Source organism: Paraburkholderia sp. 35.1 (assembly GCF_050436525.1).
Taxonomy (GTDB): Bacteria; Pseudomonadota; Gammaproteobacteria; order Burkholderiales; family Burkholderiaceae; genus Paraburkholderia; species Paraburkholderia tuberum.
Map to the genome: position 1 here is coordinate 1,896,968 of NZ_JBNDMJ010000002.1, position 20,613 is coordinate 1,917,580.

Annotated in this window: 18 protein-coding genes; 5 read left to right on the top strand and 13 right to left on the bottom strand. The window is 58.2% G+C overall.

Going from position 1 to position 20,613, the window contains the following annotated elements:
* Positions 1–132 precede the first annotated feature (132 nt).
* Complete coding sequence (locus OKW27_RS14730; protein WP_429333923.1) at positions 133–450, bottom strand: YXWGXW repeat-containing protein; 318 nt, start codon at positions 448–450, stop codon at positions 133–135.
* Positions 451–739: 289 nt separating this feature from the next.
* On the opposite strand from OKW27_RS14730, the gene OKW27_RS14735 reads away from it, so the two are divergent.
* From OKW27_RS14735 to OKW27_RS14750, 4 genes are all read left to right on the top strand, one after another.
* Positions 740–2,464: a phospholipase C gene (locus tag OKW27_RS14735; protein WP_429333924.1), complete on the top strand. Its 1,725-nt coding sequence runs from the start codon at positions 740–742 to the stop codon at positions 2,462–2,464.
* Between the two features lie 162 nt (positions 2,465–2,626).
* Positions 2,627–4,072, top strand: coding sequence for a cytochrome-c peroxidase (locus OKW27_RS14740; RefSeq protein WP_429333925.1), 1,446 nt, complete (start codon positions 2,627–2,629; stop codon positions 4,070–4,072).
* A gap of 100 nt (positions 4,073–4,172) precedes the next feature.
* On the top strand, positions 4,173–4,859 hold the full coding sequence (locus OKW27_RS14745) for an HAD family hydrolase (protein WP_429333926.1): 687 nt from the start codon (positions 4,173–4,175) through the stop codon (positions 4,857–4,859).
* Positions 4,860–5,067: 208 nt separating this feature from the next.
* Positions 5,068–5,322, top strand: coding sequence for a hypothetical protein (locus tag OKW27_RS14750; protein WP_184038248.1), 255 nt, complete (start codon positions 5,068–5,070; stop codon positions 5,320–5,322).
* A gap of 95 nt (positions 5,323–5,417) precedes the next feature.
* On the opposite strand, the gene OKW27_RS14755 is transcribed toward OKW27_RS14750, so the two are convergent.
* The 9 genes from OKW27_RS14755 to OKW27_RS14795 form a co-directional block, all read right to left on the bottom strand.
* A complete protein-coding gene (locus OKW27_RS14755) occupies positions 5,418–5,810 on the bottom strand; it encodes a carboxymuconolactone decarboxylase family protein (RefSeq protein ID WP_429333927.1) in 393 nt (130 codons plus the stop codon).
* Between the two features lie 136 nt (positions 5,811–5,946).
* Entirely contained in the window at positions 5,947–6,657 is a 711-nt protein-coding gene (locus tag OKW27_RS14760; RefSeq protein WP_429333928.1) for a GNAT family N-acetyltransferase, read from the bottom strand.
* Between the two features lie 99 nt (positions 6,658–6,756).
* On the bottom strand, positions 6,757–8,232 hold the full coding sequence (locus OKW27_RS14765) for a glycosyltransferase (protein ID WP_429333929.1): 1,476 nt from the start codon (positions 8,230–8,232) through the stop codon (positions 6,757–6,759).
* Positions 8,233–8,245: 13 nt separating this feature from the next.
* Positions 8,246–9,331, bottom strand: a complete 1,086-nt coding sequence (locus OKW27_RS14770; protein ID WP_429333930.1) for a CgeB family protein — start codon at positions 9,329–9,331, stop codon at positions 8,246–8,248.
* 5 nt (positions 9,332–9,336) lie between these two features.
* Positions 9,337–10,650, bottom strand: coding sequence for a glycosyltransferase family 4 protein (locus OKW27_RS14775; RefSeq protein WP_429333931.1), 1,314 nt, complete (start codon positions 10,648–10,650; stop codon positions 9,337–9,339).
* Positions 10,647–11,618, bottom strand: coding sequence for a polysaccharide deacetylase (locus OKW27_RS14780; protein ID WP_260334548.1), 972 nt, complete (start codon positions 11,616–11,618; stop codon positions 10,647–10,649). Before OKW27_RS14780 ends, OKW27_RS14775 begins: the two co-directional genes overlap by 4 nt.
* Before the next feature lie 5 nt (positions 11,619–11,623).
* The gene (locus tag OKW27_RS14785) at positions 11,624–12,175 is read right to left on the bottom strand and encodes a hypothetical protein (protein ID WP_429333932.1); all 552 of its coding nucleotides are present in this window, start codon (positions 12,173–12,175) and stop codon (positions 11,624–11,626) included.
* Positions 12,172–13,284: a glycosyltransferase gene (locus OKW27_RS14790; RefSeq protein ID WP_429333933.1), complete on the bottom strand. Its 1,113-nt coding sequence runs from the start codon at positions 13,282–13,284 to the stop codon at positions 12,172–12,174. Before OKW27_RS14790 ends, OKW27_RS14785 begins: the two co-directional genes overlap by 4 nt.
* Positions 13,281–14,450, bottom strand: coding sequence for a nucleotide sugar dehydrogenase (locus OKW27_RS14795; RefSeq protein WP_429333934.1), 1,170 nt, complete (start codon positions 14,448–14,450; stop codon positions 13,281–13,283). The genes OKW27_RS14790 and OKW27_RS14795 overlap by 4 nt, the downstream gene beginning before the upstream one ends.
* An 822-nt stretch (positions 14,451–15,272) precedes the next feature.
* Here OKW27_RS14795 and OKW27_RS14800 point away from each other — a divergent pair.
* On the top strand, positions 15,273–15,950 hold the full coding sequence (locus tag OKW27_RS14800; RefSeq protein WP_429333935.1) for an acyltransferase: 678 nt from the start codon (positions 15,273–15,275) through the stop codon (positions 15,948–15,950).
* A 113-nt stretch (positions 15,951–16,063) separates the two neighbouring features.
* Here the strand turns inward: OKW27_RS14800 and OKW27_RS14805 are convergent, their stop codons facing one another.
* The 3 genes from OKW27_RS14805 to OKW27_RS14815 all read right to left on the bottom strand — a co-directional run bounded on the left by OKW27_RS14805 (position 16,064) and on the right by OKW27_RS14815 (position 20,543).
* A complete protein-coding gene (locus OKW27_RS14805) occupies positions 16,064–17,146 on the bottom strand; it encodes an alginate lyase family protein (protein ID WP_429333936.1) in 1,083 nt (360 codons plus the stop codon).
* A gap of 249 nt (positions 17,147–17,395) precedes the next feature.
* Positions 17,396–18,493, bottom strand: coding sequence for a UDP-galactopyranose mutase (glf, locus tag OKW27_RS14810; protein ID WP_429333937.1), 1,098 nt, complete (start codon positions 18,491–18,493; stop codon positions 17,396–17,398).
* Positions 18,486–20,543 (bottom strand): glycosyltransferase family 2 protein, encoded by a 2,058-nt coding sequence (locus OKW27_RS14815; protein ID WP_429333938.1) that lies wholly within the window; start codon positions 20,541–20,543, stop codon positions 18,486–18,488. The genes glf and OKW27_RS14815 overlap by 8 nt, the downstream gene beginning before the upstream one ends.
* Between the last annotated feature and the right edge of the window lie 70 nt (positions 20,544–20,613).

Consider the following 20,613-nt stretch of genomic DNA (forward strand, 5'->3'; position numbering starts at 1 on the left):
CAGGTATCACGTACGCGGTCAATATACGACGACCGCCGGCCGGTAATAGGCCGGGCGTGCCGGATAGACCACACAGCCGGCGAGCGAGGCCGCCAGCAGAATCATCACGAGTGTTTTCATCGCAAGCCTCGTTCAAGCCCAATGTCCTTCGATCCAGCGCCAGCGCGGCCCACGTTGCGCCCAATGCCCGGGCACCCAGTGATAGCCGACGCGCACCGGCTGCCAGTGGCCCGGCACCCACGCATAGCGGCCGTGCTCCCAGCGCCAGCGGCCCTGATCCCACACATAGCCGTCCCGTGGCGCGGGCACGACTTCGACGCGCGGCGCCGGCGGTGCCATCGGCGCGATCATCACTTGTGCGGAGGCGGGCGCGGCGGTCAGCGTGGCCGCGCAGCACAGCGCGGCGCTCAGCGTGGAACCGAGCAGACGAGCGATGCGGTTGGTGTTCATGTCGATTTCTCCCTTCAAAGCTGGAACAAGTCGGCGCCCTGGACGGCCCCGTTTCTACTTGAACGCGGCAGCGGAAGAAATCCGTCGCGCTATTGGCAAAAAAGCACGAAGACAGTCGGGCTCACGAAAGGCAATAGTCGGCGTATTGCCCGAAAACCTTCATTTTTTGATGGTCCAATGCACGGGCTGCAATCAATGGCGTCGGCCGTTACGCTTCTAACAACAATTTCCAGCACCGTTCATACCTATCGATGGAAGGGCTGGACCGCGAATGTGGAGCCACCAAAGAATGTTTCGTAAAGCCCTTTTGCCCATTCCGTTTGCCGCCGCACTGTTCGTGCTGAGCGCATGCGGAAACAGCAGCGTCAGCTCTCCTTCGACTGCATCCGCACCGGCCTCCACACCGGCTGCTACCGTATCCGCCCAGGACGCGTTGGCCACGGCAACGCCGATCAAGCACCTCGTCGTGATCTTCGGTGAGAATCGTTCTTTCGATCACTACTTCGGCACCTATCCGAACGCGCAGAACCCGGCCGGTGAACCGGCGTTCACGGCGGCGAACACGCCGGCCCAGATCAACAATCTGAATCAGAATTCGCTTCTGACGAGCAACCCGAACTTCCTGAACACGGCGAACAACGCGGCCTCCGCAGGCAGCGGTATCAATCCGTTCCGCCTCGACCGCAGCCAGGCCAACACCAACGGCCAGTCGCACGACTACATGAAGGAACAGCTCGCCTACGACAATGGCGCGGCGGACCTGTTCCCCAAGTACACGGGTAACAACAGCGCCGGCAGCGGTTCGACGTTCGGCACGCCGGGTCTCGTGATGGGCTATTTCGACGGCAACACAGTCACCGCGCTGTGGAATTACGCGCAGAACTTCGCGATGAGCGACAACATGTACACCGACACGTACGGTCCGTCGACACCGGGCGCGCTCGAGGTGGTTTCCGGCCAGACCAACGGCGCTATTCCTGCCAACGGTGCCGCTCAAGGCGACAACGTGATTGCCGACGGCGCGGGCAGCTTCACGATGAACGGCGATTCCGACCCGACCGGGGACGTGTGCAACACCTCGACGTCGAGCGGCCAGGCCACGCTGAGCTCGAATAACAAAAACATCGGTGACCTCCTCAACGCGAAAGGCATTACGTGGGGCGGCTTCATGGGCGGCTTCGACCTGAGCGCCACCAACTCGAACGGCACCACGGCGTGCAAGCGCAGTACCTACTCGTCGGTCCTCGGCGCAACGAAGACGGACTACGTACCTCACCACAACTGGTTCCAGTACTACGCTACGACGGCCAACCTGGCGCACACGCGCCCGACGTCGACCGCGCTGATTGGACAGACCGACCCGCTCGATTCGACGGCTACGCCGGTGCACCATCAATACGACGTCAACGACTTCTTCACGGCCGTCTCGGCGGGCAACTTCCCGTCGGTCAGCTACCTGAAGGCACCGGCCGTCGGCGATGCGCACCCGGGCAATTCGGATCCGATCGACGAGCAGGCGTTCGTCACGAAGGTCGTCAACTTCCTGCAACAACAGCCGGACTGGAAGAACACCGCCATCATCATCACGTACGACGATTCGGATGGCTGGTACGACCACGCTTATGCGACGCCGACGACTTCGTCGTTTGACGCCACCGCCGACCAGCTGAACGGCGCGGGCACCTGCAACGCAACGGGCGCGAAGCAAGGCGTCGGCGTGACAGGCGCGGCTGTCAACGGCCGTTGCGGCCCGGGAACGCGTGTTCCGCTTCTGGTGATCTCGCCGTACGCACGTAGCAACTACGTTGACCACACGGCGATCACTCAGGCTTCGGTTGTCAGGTTCATCGAAGACAACTGGCTCGGCGGCACCCGCATCGGCAACGGATCGCACGATGCGGCGACGGGGAGCATCGCGTCGCTGTTCGACTTCACCAACGGTGGCAAAACGCCGGCGTTGTACCTCGACACGAACCTTGGCACCAAGCTGTCGGCTCCTCCTGCAACGAACTAAGGAGCCACCGTTTATCCGTCCGTTCTGCCGCACAGAGAAATACGCGGTGTGACGTTCAGGGAACGGAGCTGTTGATGCCCGTCAATCAGTGATGACGTCGAGCCAGCCGGTACGGTGGCTCGACGTGCTTGTTTGCAGTTCAGCTTGCCTACCGCTATCGCCATGAATCGTCGTTCGAACGCCACCTTGTCTTCGCAACTACCCACCGCAAGCGCCCCGTCCCCTCGCGCTGCGAGCAGCACGCGGCGTCGCCTGATCCTCCGGATAGTGCTGGGCATCGTGCTGCTGGGCGCCGCTCTGGTTGGCTACGCGCTGATCTATCCCGAGCGTATGCCCGCGGCGATCGGCGATACGGTCGAGAATCTGACGGGCCTCAACGCCCATCCGGTCAAGCTCCTGCGTCCCCCCGTCGCGCCCCTTAGCGCGGTCGCGGTACTCGGCAGGGAGCTGTTCAATGATCCGTCGCTTTCGGCGTCGGGCAAACAGTCGTGCGCGTCGTGCCACAGCGCCGCGCACGCTTTCTCGCCTCCCAACGACCTGACGGTACAACCAGGCGGCCTTCACATGACGGAAGCGGGCTATCGGCCGGTGCCATCGCTCGCGTACCTGTATCGCCAGGCGCCGTTCAGCATCGGTCCCGATCAGGGCGATACCGACGCCGCACCGGTCAGCCTCGATACGCAGGCCTCGGCCGCGCTAGGCGTGCAGCGCGCCCAGAAAACCGCGGGCGTTGCGCCTGCCGCGCCGGCTATGGTGCCGCAAGGGGGACTCTTCTGGGACGGCCGGGCAAGCACGCTGCAGGACCAGGCGCTTGGGCCGCTGACCAACCCGGTCGAGATGGCGAACCCCGATCTGGCTTCGGTTGCCGACAAGCTAAGGCACTCGAAGCACATCGATACGCTCAGACAACTTTTCGGTCCGCACGTCGTCAACGATCCCAATCTGCTCGTGTCGGAAGCCATGTTCGCGATCGGTCGGTATGAATTCGAAGACCCGGCGTTCCATCCATTCTCGAGCAAATACGACGCCTGGCTCGAAGGACGTGCACGCCTCACGCAAGCCGAACTACGTGGCTTGCGTCTGTTCAACGACAAGGACAAGGCCAATTGCGCGGGTTGCCACCTGAGCCAGCCGACGTCGGACGGCCTTCCACCTCTTTTTACCGACACGCAGTATGAAGCGCTCGGCGTGCCGCGCAATCGCGAACTTGCGCCGAACAGGAATCCGAAGTTCTACGACATGGGCATTTGTGGGCCCTTCCGGACCGACATGGCCAAGGAGACGCAGTATTGCGGCATGTTCCTGACGCCGACGCTGCGCAATGCCGCCGAACGCAAGACGTTCTTCCACAATGGCGTGTATCACGACCTCAAGCAGGTGCTGGACTTCTACAACCTGCGCAATACGTCGCCGGACAGAATCTATCCGAGCGATGCGTCGGGCAAGGTGCAGAAGTACGACGATCTGCCGCCGCAATACCATGCGAACGTGGATGTGGCCGATGCGCCGTTCGACCGCAAGTTCGGCGACCAGCCCGCGATGACCGATCAAGACATCCAGGACATCATCGCGTTCATGAAGACGCTGAGCGACGGGTACAAGGACTGAGCACCCGCGCTGGACGCCGCCGCGCTGCAGCTTCCAGGCTGCGGCACGCGGCCCGGTGCGGTATCCTTGCCGGTCCGCGACCTTATCCCTACCCTCCCCGATGGCCGATTTTCCTTTCGACGCCGTGCTCTTCGACTGCGACGGCGTGCTCGTCGATTCCGAACCGATCACGAACCGCGTGCTCACCGAGATGCTCGGCGAGCTCGGCTGGCATTTGAGCGTCGAAGAGACGATGCGCATTTTCGTCGGCAAGATGGTCAGGGACGAAGCCGCGTTGATCGAGGCGCGCACCGGCTTCGCGATCACGGCCGGGTGGCTGGCGCAGTTCCGCGCGCGTCGCAACGTGGCGCTCGACAATGAGTTGCGCGCGATCGACGGCGCGCCTTTCGCGGTCCGCGCGCTGCAGCAGAGGTTGAATGGACACATCGCGGTGGCGTCGGGCGCGGATCGCATCAAGATCGAATTGCAGCTCGTGAAGGCCGGCATCCTCGACTGCTTCGACGGACGCATCTTCAGCGGCCACGAAACGCCGCGCAGCAAGCCGTTTCCCGACGTCTACCTCGCCGCGGCCGCGGCACTCGGCGTCGAGCCGACACGCTGTGCGGTCATCGAGGATACGGTGACGGGCGCGACCGCGGGCGTCGCGGCCGGCGCGACGGTATTCGGCTATTGCCCGACGCACCTCGGCCATAGCAGCGCGACCGCGTTGCATGGCGCGGGCGCGGTGCACGTGTTCAGGGAGATGGCCGAGCTACCGGCGTTGCTCGCGGGATGGGGCATGCGCTGATCGACCGACGTGTTGGCGCTTGAACGACACCGGCTTGCCGCAAGTTGGCCGACGCCGATCAGTTTTCGACTGCGCAGATACGGTCGATCAGCGCTCGAGCTAGCACAGACATTGAATCCCGCCGCATGGCATGGTGCGTGCAACTGGAACGCCCGAGCGTAAAGCATTTGCGCGCTCTATACCCATCCAACGTTGCCGGAGATTCATCATGTCGAACTTGACTCTTGCCGACCTGTCGCGCTGCGACGACCTCGACCACGCAGCTGCACAGTCCGTGCGCGGCGGCCACTCGTGTTTCCCGCACGAATACCCGCCTTCGTGTTACGGCGAAAAACCGCCGGTTCGCGGCCCGTCGTACTACAACCCGCCCTCCTACAACCCCTGCCAGCCCGTGCATTACGGCTGCGGGCCGGTCTACACCCCGGTCTGCCATCCGGAGCCGGGCAAAATCGTGCCGCTGTAAGCACGAGGCCCAGCGCCGCTGCGTACGACGGCGCGATCATGCATGTGTTGCGGCCCGGGTTGGTACGATCGGGCCGCATCGCGCGCTTCATGCTCTTATTCGAAGGCCGGATCGATCGGCACGCGATAGCCGACCGCTAGCCGGTTCGTTTCGTTAGCCATCCCGACGATGGCCTGCAGCTCGCCGAACATCTCGTCGGTCATGCCGGCGCGGCGTGCCGCCGCCGTGTGGCTCGCGACGCAATAACCGCAGTTGTTCGTCACGCTGACCGCGACGTATAAGAGCTCCTTGACGAGCGGGTCGAGCGCGCCGGGCGCCATCACTTCCTTCAGGCTGTCCCACGTGCGCGCGAGGGTCGGCGGATGCTGCGCGATGTACTTCCAGAAGTTGTTCACGTCGTCGACCTGGCGGGTCGCTTTGATGTCGTCGTAGACGGCTTTGACTTCGGGTGATGCGTCCGTGTCTTCGATGGCTTTGGGCTGGGTCATGCGGGCTCCTTGGCGTGTCGGTTGGGGGTGTGCGTCGGGGTATTGTGCGCTTGCAGTGGCGGCGAATGAAAAAAGGCTGCCGACCCTGTGAGCAGCGGCCTGTGTGGACAGCGTTAGGTGTACCCCACCGCACCTCTCAATCCTTCCTGACCCACTCCATCCGCACCGACTCGAGTTCTCGCGGCAAACGCGGTGAGACAGGCGCCCGGCGCGGCAATTCGACGAAGCCGAGACGCCGGTAGAGCGCGTATGCGCGCTTGTTGCTGATCAGCACATCGAGCACGAGTTGCTGCCGATCGCGTTCGCCACGGCCCGCGCGAGCCTGCAAATTCATCAGTTCACCCGCGCGCATCGCATTCGCAAACAGCGTGCTGAAAACACCCGTGCCGCGCAGGCGCTCATGCGTCGCGCAATGCGCGATCAACCTCTGCGACGACTTCGGCGCCGGCAGTTCGCTCTCGAGCACTAGGCCGCGCAACAACATGCGAACCGTGCGGCGCAAGCCAAAGAACAGCAGTAGCATCAGCGCGACGTGCGGATCGTCGAACCATGTGTGGCGTCCGTCATGCAGCGCGAGCACCGCGACCGGCTGATCGTCCCCGGTCACGGCCACACGGTGGCGTCGATACGAAAAGCGCCCGAGCTTCGAGGCAAACGCAAACGCCAGAAATTCGATGCAAGCTTCGGCCGGCTCACCGAGAAAGAAACTGAATTCACGCACGCCAGATGCGAAGATCAGCGGCGCGCATGCTTCGGCATCGTCGGCGCGCGCGGCGCGAAAGCGCAGGAGGAGCGGTTCGTCGTCGCGAGCGGGCGCGTGCGCACGCGCGGGTTCTACGGCATACATAGCAGACTGCCCTTTCGTGGATTCGTTGATTCTTTGTGTTTAGCGCGGCAGGCACGCGAGCGCGCACTGGTCTTTATAATTAGCCAAGCTGACAGGAAGTCAGTATCTTTTAAAAGTTCGCTTTTCCTTGCACGTCCAATAGAGCACCATGCCAAAACCGACGCACACAGTCACATTCAGTGGAATCAAAAAATAATTTCCTTTTTTGAATCCTAGCAGTACCGAAATCGCCGAATAGAGGAAGCTGAAGACCTCGCCCGCCAGCAACACGGTATTGATCCGCGGCATGATGGCGCGATAGCCATTCGTGCCTTTCGGCGTTCTGTGAAAGTCGCCATACACGCCGAACAGAGCACGCACGCCGCCGACGAAGTAGTACCAGGCCATCGGCAAAAACATCGCGATATAGCGGTAGGTGTCCCACAAATCTTTCACGGCGCTCCGCTTGTCATCGAAACGTGCCCCGCGGCGCGCACCGAGCGCATTTTCGAGCCCCCAGAGCACAGCCAGGCCGAAGAACGTAAACGCCCCCCAGCGCATGAATGCGGCATCGAAATGCACGAAATAGGTAAGCGGCAGGCTCAGCAAGATCAGTACATAGATCGACGCGAGCAGCACCGACGAAAACATCACGGAGATAGCGTGCATTCGCTTCATCAAAGGCATGCGTTGCACCACCATCTGCTTCACATGCTTGAAGCCGCTATGAATTAGTCCGCGCCCCCAACGCTCGCGTTGAATGCGAAATGCGCTAATGGTCTCGGGCAGCACCGACATCGACACCACGTCGCGCAAATAAGCGTATTTCCAGTCGCCGAATTGCGCGCGATAACCGAGATCGACGTCTTCCGTGACGGTCGACGCATTCCACCCGCCCAACGCATCGACGCACGCCTTGCGCCATACACACGAACTGCCGCTGAGCGATGCCATGTCGCCATCCTCGCTCAGGCCGACCGTCACGTATTGCTGATGGCCCATTTCCATCGCCTGGAAACGCGTCAGAAATGACACGTCGCGATTCTCGTAACCGATGCCCGTTTGCAGGAATCCCAGTTTTGGGTCCCGGAAACACGGAATCGTCTTCAGCAGAAAGTCGACGGGCGGCACGAAATCCGCGTCGAAAACTGCGAAGAATTCCCCGCGCGACTGCTGGATGCCGTTGACCAGATTGCCCGCTTTGTAGCCCTTGCGGTCGAGTCGCCTGAGCAGGCGAATATCGACGCCTTGCGCCGCGTATTGCGCGACTTTCCCGCGCGCGAGTTGTGTGGTGCCGTCCGACGAATCGTCGAGCACCAGAATTTCGAGCAATTCCGCGGGATAGCTCAGACGGCAGGCGGCATCGATCAGCCGCTCCACCACCTCGGATTCATTGCAGATGGGCAACAGCACGCTCACCGACGGCCGGCAATCGGCGTTGGCTTCGGCAGCCGAATGCTCGAGTTCGGTCAATTTGCGCCGTTCCACCTTTCGCGAAATCAGAAAGACCCGCAATTCAAGGAGCACGTACAGCGCGAAATAGACGACTACGACGAGAAAGACTGCCTGGCAAAACCAGGAAAGCAATGCGAGCATCGTGACCGGTCCCTCAAAGATTCACGACGGCGCAGATTTCTTCCAATCGATGTGCCCAGGTATGGTTCTCTCGTACGTATTTCGCACCGGCTTCGGCGCGATCGAGGTCCGCACGCGAAGGTCCGTGACGCAGCCGCGCGAACAGATCGCACGTTTCTTCATAGGTATTCACAACGTGACAGAAATCGCGGAAATGGCGATCGACGGCTCGGCTCGGGTTTGTCACCGCAATACCCCCGCAGGCTAGAATCTCGAGCAAGCGGCGCGAAAACATCGTTTCGGAACTCGTGACCGAATTCACGTTGATCGAAACCGCGTGCGACTTGTAGACGTTCGCCGTTTCCCGATGTGGCACCTTGCCATGCAGGCGCATCTGGCTTGTCTTCGGAAAGCGGAACTCGAAATGGCGCGACAGCCGGTCGTGATTCCGGTCGAACACATTGAGCGGCATCTCGTTGTGCTCGCAGATTTCGAACACCATGTCAAGAAAGCGGCGCCTCTCATTCAGAATGCGCCGGTAATAGCTGCCTGTAAAACAGACTTCGTTGCGCGTGAAATTGAAGCCCGTGAAGCTATGAAATGCCGGCTGAAAGGGCATGATTAGCGTATTCACGGGCACGTGCGCCGGCACCTGCTGGCGATAGCGTGCGAGGCATTCTTCATCTGTGGTGAAGACGTAATCGAACGCCTTCGCTACGTCGATGAACGCTTCGAAGAACGGACCGTCGTCCTTGTTCCAGAATACCGTGGGAACGCCTGCTTTCCTCGCGAAATCGACCAGACGGAAAATCGCCGTTGGCTTTGTGAGGCGCAACGTTTTCGGCTGCTTCGCCAGTTCGTAGCGCCAGCTTCCGTCCACGCCGTGGAATGCGGATTCCGCGAGCACCAGATCCGGCTTCCAGTTAGTGATGACGTCGCGGTAATTCGAGGGCGTCATCACACGAACACGGCATTCGGCAGACAGACAGTCTGCCGTGAAATAGTCCGTGACGAGCGCAATCTTCAGACTGCCAAATGGCCCGTCTCGTTCGACATCTTCCGATACTTTCGGATAGTCGTAGACCAGCGAACCCAGTCTTCTAATGACCCTGCCAACCATTCCCCTCACCCCGCACTTTTTGGTAGCGCCTTGATGACAAAATCGCGCCAGCAACGCTGTGTGGTCGCGTATTCTTTTGCTTGTTCGCCGAGCGCGGCAAGTGCCGCGCGATCACTTATTGCTGCCTCAATCACGCGCGCAAGATCGGTCGCGTCGCCGGCATTGAAAAACCAGCCTGCGGGACGATCACCCATTTCGTCGCGAAACACCGGCAAATCCGGCACGATCACCGGCTTTCCCATTGCCATCGCTTCGACGAGCTTGATCGGCGGCACGATTTCGCAGACTTTGAAAGGCTTGCGCGGAATACAGACCAGCGCGCAGCGGCTCAACGTTTCCTGTGCTTTTTGCGGCGCCATGCGGCCCAGAAAGCGGATCTGCTCCGACAAGCCGAGCCGCTGCACCTGCGATTCGAGCGACAACCGCGCTTCACCATCGCCGATGAGGCTCACGGAAATCCGCACGCGGCGTGCGCGCAGTTGCGCCACCGCGTCGATTAGGGTGTCGAGTCCCTCATAGGCCATCAACGAGCCCGCGTAGCCGATCGTGTCATGCACTATTTCACGCGACGCGAGCGATACGAATCGCTCGGGTTCGACACAGTTGGGCAGCAGGAACATGCGTTCCTTGTCGATGCCCCAGCGCGCGCGCGCGAAGCGTCCCAGTTGCTCTGAAATCACGAACACACGATCCGCGTGGCGCGCGACGAGCCCTTCGAGTTCGAGGCCTTGCTGGAAGCCCTGGCGACCTTCGTAGTGCGGCGTGCGCGAAATACGCGTGAGTTCCCACAGGCCGCGCATTTCATACTGAAACGGAATGCCCAATTGGCGCGCCGCCAGCAAGGCCGGCAACGCGTTCACATGATTCGACGCAGCGTGAATGACCGACACGCGATGTTGCTTCGCCCACTGCGCCACCACGCGCGCCGCCTGCATCGCATACAGCAGCACCGGCCGATTATTGGCTGGCCCCACGGCATGTAGATACCGTACTTCATCGACCTGGGTCTCTTCGTTCAACGCGTCGCGCAAACGGTCGATCCGATCAAATGGATAACCGGGCCGCGTCATCGCATGCACGCGCCCGCCCGCCGACGCCATTGCCCGAATGATCTCGTGCGTGCGCGTCGTATAGCCGCTCGTGTGATACGGCAACGCGCTCGCGGCCACATACAGAAGCCCCCCGGCACCGGCGTCGAATGACGCGGCGGGCGCACGCCGCTTCGCCTTGCGATCCAGCGTGCGGACCGTTAGCCAACGGCTCAATCCCAAATACGGCTCGCTAACGAACGTTTGCAGAGAATCGAATGTGCTGCTCATGCCCGCACGGTCCCCTGCTGCTTGAGTTCCGCGCGTGCGAGATCGACCGTTTGCGACACCCTGATCTTGCCGCGCGCGTGCAGGTCGAGAAATTCGGCGGTCGTGATCACGTCGTAGTCTTTTGTCAGACGGCGCAAGAGCTTGCGATAGCCCTCGACACGTTGATCGTCGCGATAAGTCGCGTAGCCCTTTTCATCCCAGTACAGCAGCGACCACGAATGCAGCAGGAAAATGGAAAACGTCGGGCTGCCGCTGAACGCATCGAGCAGCAATTTGCCCCACCAGGGACGGAAGCGGAAATACGGCGACTCCGGATACGTGAGGCGCGCCCACCATTCGTCTTTGCCGACCTTCGGCAAGATCTTTTTTTCCGTCATCGGTACTTCGATCACACCGTTCGACCATGCGTACGGCAGATTCGTCGGCTCGCTGAAAATGGCCTGTTTCGCGTGGACGGCGCACATCGAATTGTTGAACGACGCCTGCACGCCCGCGGCTTTCAAGGCGCGTATCGTGGACGCATTCCAGCGGAACGAACCTGCCCGATGCGCGAGAACCGGCTTGCCGGTTTGCTCCGAGATAAGCCCGCCAAAATGTTTGATGACGAACTCGGCGCGTGCGTCGTCGGTATATTGATTCATATACTGCGGACGGCGCGCGAGTCCATGCTCGGCCCAGAACGAATCGGGCAAATATTCCGGGTGCGTGTGCAGTTGCACGTCCTGACCCACGGAATCGAGCCAGCGCACCACTTCGCGCGTTTCTTCCAGATACGACCACGCGCCGCATTGATCGACGAAATAGACGTGCCTGGCGCCGAATTCGTCGCCAATCTCGGCCATTTCACGAATTCCCGCGGTTCCACGCTCGTGTACGCCCCACATGAGCCGCTTGACGTGATCGTGCGGCGCGCGTTTGGGCAGCGCTTCGGCATCGACCGTCAACATGGCATAACGATTCTTTTGCATCTTTCTCAGCTCAATTTCAGCAATGCATGCCATTGCGCGTCGCTGGCCAAACCAGCGCTCAACGGCAGGACGATTGCATCTCGATAGCGCCACGCGAGATACGCCTCCTTTCTCTGCTGTAGCGATGGGCCCTCGCCGCTTAATGACGGCACATATTCCACCAGCCAACCCTGCCGGGAATAAAAGGCGAAATCGGCGATATCCGTCACCAGAACCGGCGCCAGATCATCGCCGCCTTGAAGCTTTTTCGACAAGCCCTCGCATGCGGCGCGCAACTGATGACGATCGGCGCCGAGCGCCCAGATCATCACTGTCTTTACATCGGCAGAAAGCGGCCTGTGCTTGAGGGTCGGCAGCCACGGATATGGCGTTACGTGCGGCGAAATCAGATTTGCCGACGCCAACAAATGCCGAATGCGCCGCCAAACACGCTCCTGCCATGACGAAGGCGGTTTTTTTTCGAGCAGGTCGTAACGGACGAGCAGATCCCATTCGGGTCTGGCCGCGAGCGCTTTCACCTCACGCCGCAATGCTTTGGCTTCTGCAATCACGCTCACTGCATGCGCTCCCGTCTTGCTGCCAAAGCGAGGATTTTTTCCGCTGCGAGCACGGCGCCGTTCATCCGAATCGTTGCGCGTTCAGCGGGCGTATCGTTCAGCATATCGAGCAGTCTACCGACCGCAGCCTCGCGTTCGTCATCGGTCTCGCAGGCAGACACGACAGCCGGCATAACGTCGGCAACCATGTGGGCGCGACGCACCTGATCGTCGGCGAGCTGCGCATTGGGTACGAGCAGCGCGGGCACGCCCGCCTGCACGAGTTCGCAGCAGGTGTTGTAGCCGGCGGCGCCGACAAAGGCGTCGAACGCACGCAAATAGCGCGCGAGCGGATAGACCGTCAGCGGCATCACGCCGGCCGGCAATTCGATGTCGCGCACGGAAATGGGCGCACGCACCCAGACTACTTTGAAACCGGCCGCCTCGAACACACGAATCAGCCCGTGGCCGATTCCTGCCACATCCTTCAGATTGCCAGGGCCCAACGCGAACAGGACAAAACGGCAATCCTTCGGAAGGCTCAACGCCTCGCGCGCTGTAGCGCGGTCAAGCAACTCATCGTCTTCGAGCACGCACACGGGCGGCACGAGCGCACGCGTGCCGCCGCCTTCGAGCGGCCGCTCGCTTTCCTGCGCGCCCAATTCGCCGGGCTGGATCACGAGATCGAAACGCGACTCGTCCACGGAGACCGTCTTGCCGCCCTCCTTGAGCAAACCTCGGTTCGACCAGACGAGCGCTGGCGAACCGAACGTCTCGCACGTCGCCAGAAACCCTTGAAACGGCCAAGTGCCGTCGAAGACGATTACGTCGGGACGAACGCGTTCGAGCATCATGCCGAAACGCACAGCCAGCTCGCTATTCCACGCAAACGTGGAGCTCGTCGACCAGTATGGCGAAACGAAATAATCCGCCTCGAATCCCATCTCTTCGATGAGCTCGATGGCCGACGCCAAGGAAAAGAAAACCGCTCGGGCACGGCCGCGCAACCGCCGCGCATACGAAAGACAACGATTCAGATGGCCCATGCCTGAGCCATTCACGTTGAAGAACAGAATGCGGGGAAGCTGCGAGCCGGTCGAGTCGTTGCGAGCGGGTTGCGGATCGTTCATGCGTCGCCGCCGAACAGATCGCGCGTGTATACCTTGTCCGCCACGTCCGCCAGATCGGCCGTCATGCGATTTGCGACGATCACATCGGCCGAGCGCTTGAATTCAACCAGATCGTTGACCACTGACGAATTGAAAAAACTCGATTCGTGCGTCGCCGGTTCGTAGACGATCACTTCCACGCCCTTCGCCTTGATGCGTTTCATCACACCCTGAATGCTCGACGCGCGGAAATTGTCGGAACCTGCTTTCATCACCAGCCGGTAGATGCCGACCACCTTCGGGCTACGTTGGAGCACGCTCTCGGCGATGAAGTCTTTCCGCGTGCCATTCGACTCGACGATAGCGTGAATCAGGTTTTGCGGCACGTCGCTGTAATTCGCGAGGAGTTGCTTGGTGTCCTTCGGCAGACAGTAACCGCCGTAGCCGAAGCTCGGATTGTTGTAATGCGAACCGATGCGCGAGTCGAGGCACACACCTTGAATGATCTGGTGGGTATCAAGGCCGTGCTGCGCGGCGTACGTGTCGAGTTCGTTGAAATACGCGACCCGCATCGCGAGATACGTATTGGCGAAAAGTTTGATCGCTTCTGCTTCGGTGCTGCCGGTGAAGAGCGTCGGAATGTCCTGCTTGACGGCGCCTTGCTTCAGCAACTCGGCGAAAACTTCAGCGCGCTCCGAACGCTCGCCGACGACGATACGCGACGGGTACAGATTGTCGTATAGCGCCTTGCCTTCGCGCAGGAATTCCGGCGAGAAGATCAGATTTTGCGTGCCCAGTGTTTCGCGCGTGCGCTCGGTGTAACCGACCGGAATGGTCGACTTGATCACCATGACCGCTTGCGGATTGATTTCCTTCACATCGCGAACGACGCTTTCTATCGAGCAAGTGTTGAAATAGTTAGTTTCCGGATCGTAGTCGGTCGGCGTGGCGATGATCACATAGTCGGCGTTCGCATAGGCTTCAACCTTGTCGAGCGTGGCTCGGAAGTCGAGCGACTTGTGAGCGAGGAATTCCTCGATCTCCGCATCCTCGATCGGCGATTCCTTGCGGTTGAGCATCGCCACTTTCTCAGGAACGATGTCCAGCGCGATGACCTTGTTATTCTGAGCGAGCAATACAGCAAGAGAAAGACCGACGTAGCCTGTGCCGGCGATTGCGATTTTCATTGGCTTACCTTATAAAACCTTTTGACGCGGGCTGGATTTGCATCGTTTCGCCAGATGCGACGCTCTCTTCACAACCAGCATATTTTATGTTTCCGCATACCTCTTGTGCCACGCGCAGAGTGCATTCCCTGTGCGAGGCTTGTACCTTGTTACCAGCCTCAATTCAGCGATCAAGGCTTTTCAGCACACTCCCGTCCATCATCCTTCGCTGCGCGATATCCGGGACAAGCGGCATTGCAGCGAACGACGTCTCGATATACCCCAAAAATCCCAGCTGCGCCAACTGGAAATTAATCGATCATTTGGAGCGTTGAGAACCGGGATAAAAAGTAAAATATTAAAAATCAATGCATCCAAACCCGTCAATCTCGAAGCAACCTCCACGACCCCCGCTCAAAACCGAGTCGCCATCTTATCATTTTGAGCGTCGGCAAAACGAGCCGCCGCGTCGAATTCCGTGGGTGGCGCGCTACACAGACTCCACTGCATCAGGCTGGGTGGAACACCGGCGTACCGACGACAACGCATCGCCGATATGGGCCGATCTAACTCCATCAAAAAGTTGTCGATAAACAACACGCAGCAATCGAGATTTCGCCGATTGACGAAGACGCGCGCGCAACAGTTTCCGAAAGTCGGCTGAACCAACACACTACCTTTGGGAGCAGTGATCGTATAATTGCCTCGCGAAGAATCCGCCGGGATGCCCTCCCATCGGCTCCGGCAAGTCGTGGCTCGCATCGCTCTCGAAACGCGTCGTCGGCTTCTGATTGAAATTGTATGTCTGATCACCCGGAAATAAGCATACGCTTGGAGCTAGTAATGGATGTAGAAGTGGGGAAATGCGTCTATCGTCTTCGTTGTAACGACGGCAGCATCATCGAAAACCCCCGTATAGACGGACTCGAGGTCGAATTTCTGGGACGTCTCGGAGGCGTCGTCGAGATCGAAGAAGGGTCTATTTTCCGCAACACCCGGATTTCGGCGGGCGGCGCTGCACTGGTCACCATTAAAAGAACTCACTCCAAAGGTATCAAAAATACCAGGATCGAAACCGCCTGCCCGTGTAAATTCAAGCAACTGTTCATCGATGAGGGTTGTTCCATCGAAGGGTCACGCTTTGCGTTGGTGAACGACGCAAATCTTTTCGTTTCCATTGGAAAAGATTGCATGATGAGTTCCAACATTCTTTTCCGTGGCGCAGACGGACACACGATCTTCAACGTTGCAACGGGCGAAGTATTGAATAGATCTACCCCTATTGTCGTAGGTGATCACGTCTGGATCGGCGCCGGAGCAACTTTTCTTAAGGGCGCTCAGATATCCAGCAACGTAATCGTGGGTTCGAACACGTTGCTTTCGCGAAAGTTCGAGGAGAAATTCGTCGCAATCGCCGGTACGCCAGCACGCGTGGTCAAAACGGGCGTCAACTGGGACCGCGCAAGAATCCCAGAGTACGAGTTGGCGAGGAGTCGCAATCTGCATCACGACAACAGATAAAAGCCCGAGCCGGCGACACGATAATTTGTTATCCGGCCAGCTCGATCTGTCAGATTGATGTGTGACTGTCGTTAGCGGACGCCTGGAGATCGTCGAGTCTTCGTCCACCACGACTATTTGACTGCTCTCACGTAGTTCACTACGCTTTCCCAATTGACGAACTTTTTATGAGGTGAGCCGCACCAGACTTTAGCAGCAAAGTTCTCCGCTTCCGGATCAACACAACTCGCCTCTGCAAACACCGGTCCAGCGTTGCAAGTGCTCCAAATGTGCGGCGCATATTCATGCTGCCCTGCGGCCGCGCGCGCCTGGTCGAACTTGGCTTTCGAATGTTTAAATTCTGTGTGGGTTTCCTGCCCTAACGCAAAGGGCTTGATGAAGTCTACGGCAAGCTTGAGTGACGCGCCCGACTTTGCCTGATAGCTGTACCAATCGTGATTGCGTTGATGCGCGACACACGCCAGCGTCAGCAACGGCTGAACGCTAAACAGATGGTAATGCATTGCGTCTCGCAGATCGAAATCGATACTCTTCCCATCGGCCAGGAAACTGGTATTCATCTGCTGCCTAAACCCGTCTTCGACGGCACTCCAGAGATCATTATCTTGAAGCACAGTGGCAACGAGTCCAACCGTTTTAAGGCGATGGCTCTGCCAATTCCCTGTGCGATGTCTGGAGTCGTTCCAAGTGGTTACCGCCGTGTTCCTCATCCAGTTGTCTACCATGACGCGATCGCGTGGAGAAAACTGACTCCGTAAAATGTCGTAACCTACGATCAGCGGCTCAAGGGTCGTTTCGTTAATAGGATCACCATCGGGCCGATTTTCACGAGCCCACGCGAGAATGAAATCACCTTCCTTTTGAGCATACTTCCCGTCTTGACTAACCAGCCACGCCCATGCTAAAGCCGAGATCTTGGGCATGTCCTTGAGCGCGACTTCCGTCTCCATCTTCGCCGGGTCCGAGTCAAGACGACCTTCGCCAACAATGACTGAGACAGGATGCGGAACGTCGTTGAGCGCGTCATTTGCAACCTTGACTATGCCCTTGTACAGAGTCTCGGCCTCCCGATCCTGCGCAATTAATTGCTTCAGCGTTTCAGCTTCAGCGCCGTTCAGACTGACCGGCCCTGCCCAGGCTGAGCTGGATGACAACGCATAAGCGCATAGCGCCAACATCAAGTTTCGTACAAGCATCAAGCGTCCTTATTCGAGGAATTCATCGGGAATCGGCTCGTCAAGCAGGGAGTGGCGCCGATGATCAAGCGAGAAATACATTCGAAATCGAGAGCGACTTCGGGTTTCGTTAATTACAAAAATTGACCACGTCAGATCGATCAAGTTTCCTCGAGTGCTGACCATGATCACCTGCAGTCAATTTTTGACTTCGGGCGCAGCAAAACTGATATGCAGTGGAAAAGATGAATTCGCTGCATCGGTCTGCGCTCACACCATCGACTTGTACTTCGCAAACGCCGACCCGATCACCTGGTGCATGTCGTAGTACTTGTATTCAGAAAGCCGTCCGCCAAACACAACCTTGTCTTCTTTTTCCGCGAGCTCGCAATACTTCTCATAACGGTCTGAGTTGACCTCGTCGCCGACCGGGTAATATGGAACCTTTCCGTTTGCCCAAGTCGCGGGAATCTCCTTCGTCACTACCGTCTTCTCGCTCTTGTTACCCGGCGCGAAATGCTTGTGCTCGATTATGCGAGTCCAAGGCACCTCGGCATCGCCGTAGTTGACGACTGCATTACCCTGATAATTGTCGGTATCTTCTACCCAGGTCTCGAAATCAAGGGTCCGATATTCGAGTTCGCCAAACTGACAATCGAAATAGTCATCGATCTTGCCAGTGAAGACGACGGTCTTCGCTTTCGCATTCCATGCTTCGCGATCAGCGAGATAGTCGACGCCGAGCTTCACCTCGATCCCTTCGAGCATTTTTTCAAACATTGCCGTGTAGCCGTCTTCAGGCACGCCCTGGTACTTGTCATTGAAGTAGTTGTTATCCCACGTCAGGCGCACAGGCAATCGCTTGATGATCGACGCCGGCAAATCTTTCGGGTCGCGCTTCCACTGTTTTGCCGTATAGCCCCGAATCAGCTTTTCGTAGATATCCGTGCCGACTTGCGACAACGCCTGCTCCTCGAGATTGCGTGGCTCGCGGCCTTGAAGATCGAGTTTTTGCGACGCGATCTTCTCTTTCGCTTCTTGCGGCGTCTTCACACCCCACATGTGGTTAAAGGTGTACATATTGAAAGGAAGCGAATAGACCTTCCCATCAGATACGGAGATCGGCTGATTCCGGAAGTTATTGAAGCGTGAAAAGCGATTCACGAACGACCAGATCCGTTCGTCGTTACAGTGAAAAATATGCGGCCCATAGACGTGGACCTGAATTCCTTCCTTCTCTTCCGTGTGACAATTGCCCGCAATGTGCTCGCGCTTGTCGATAATCAGACAGGTCTTGCCATCATCGGCGGCCAGACGTGCAAAGGTAGAGCCGAACATACCGGCGCCAACGATCAGATAGTCATACATTGTGGGTTTCCTCTTCTTGCCGGCTTGCCAGCAGATCTAATAGTTTTGCTTTCCTGGCCTCGTATTGAGACTGTAAATCCTCGGGAACTCGGTCCTTCACCCATTTCACGAGGTTGCTGGCGAACTCGTTCCACACGTGGATCAGATAAGTGCCGTTCACGTGATTGACGATGCGATGATGAGTAAATTCCAACGCATCGAACGCAGCCAAACGCCGATGGTCCGAAACATTGGTAATTTGCGACCGTTGCTCGAACTTGCGGTGCGCGCAGACCTCACCTTCGCCGTAACCAATGTTGTTGGCTGCCAGCAGGCTTTCCCAATGGAAGGCAATGTCGTTATGAACCACCGTCGCGCCAAAAAAGATATTCGCGTCGTGAAGCAACTCCGTCTTGATAATCCGATTCCACGGATAGTTGATCAGCGACGATGCGATGCGGCGCAGTTCATTGTTGTCCTTTGCGTGACGGAAGCTCTCCCACAACGCTTTGTCCGCATTAAACATTTCGCGAACCTGGTTCTTCTCGTAGTATTCGATTCTGTATTTCATGAAATACAGGTCATTGCCGTGCCGTTTGGCTTCGATGACGGCCTTACCCAGCTCCTCGCCATCGACAACGTCGTCCGCGTCAAGGAAGAACGTATACAGCCCTGTGCACAAAGGGATCACAGCGTTGCGTGCGCGCCCCGCTCCGCGATTCTTCTGCTGGAAGAAATGCAGATTGTCGTGCTGCTCCTCGAGTTTGCGGCAAATCTCTGCGGTGCGGTCCTGCGAGCCGTCGTCGATCACGATGACATTGGTCGAGATGCCCGGTACATTTAGTACGCAGTTGATCGTTTCTTCAACGAACGTCTCGCAGTTGTACGTGGGAATCACGATGGTCAGATCATGCTGCGCGTAACCTTTGTAAAACTCCTCGATACGGCTATTGAAGTTCGAACGAAGGTTCTTTGCCGGGAGCCGTTTCCGATTTTTCGATACGATCTGGGCAATGCGTTTGCCGATAATTGCCTTGACCTCTTCGCGCTCCTGACGCTGCGAAATCCAGCTGCTGCGGTAACAGAAATCATAAAACTCGTCGACGATCAGCTGATCTGCCGGCAATTCGACGTGATCGGCGAGAAAGCAACCAATCGTGTTGATATGGCTGCACATGGCCGCGAGCTTGAAATCGGCTGCGCCCATCGTTTGACCTTCGCGCGCCATCCGATGGTAGCTGATAATGTCGTCGACCTTGACGAGCGTGCCATGCGACGCGAGCACAAACCAGTGAAGCGGATTGTCTTCGTAGAAGTAATCGCCTTCCGGATACGCAATCTGATTGTTTTCCAGAAATGCCCGACGATAAAGCTTTCGCCACGGCACAGGGGAGGTTCGGAATACCTCCGGAAAAGACTTTGCCGTAAAAGCTTTATCGGTCGAAATCTTTTCGAACATCTGCAGATCGTACGCTTCCGAATAGTGCCGACTATGTTCGACGAAGGTCCGAAAACCACCAATGACGACGTCTGCCTTATGCCGCTCGGCAGCAGCGACCATGTTCTCGAACGCCGTCTCTGTAATCCAGTCGTCACTGTCGACAAATCCGATATACGTCCCTGTCGCAGCACTGATACCGATATTGCTCGGAATGCCCGCACCGCCCAATGTGTTGTGATCGAGATGAATCACGCGGATGCGGCTATCCAGTTCCGCGTGCATCCTGATGATTTCCATACCATTATCGGTGGAAGCGTCATCGACAATAATCAGCTCGAAGTTGCTATAAGTCTGATAACGGACCGACAGAATACACGCATCAAGATACGGCCCCACATTAAAGACCGGCATGATAATCGAAATTTTTGGGGCAACGTGACCCATTTCGCGACGTAGGTCTCGCACTGCCGGAATTGCGGACTGATCAAGGCGAAGCTTTTTCTCAGCCCACGCAATATTAAATTCGGCGAATTTATACAGCGGATCGTTAGTCGCGATTTTTTTGTACTCCCGGATTGCAGAGGCGAGATCGCCAGCGCGAACCAGGTCGTTTCCCTGCTTGATACTCATCACTACCCCGTTAGGACAGACGCTGCTGGATTAACCGAATTAAAGTTTCGTCGTGAAAGATCGACCGTTG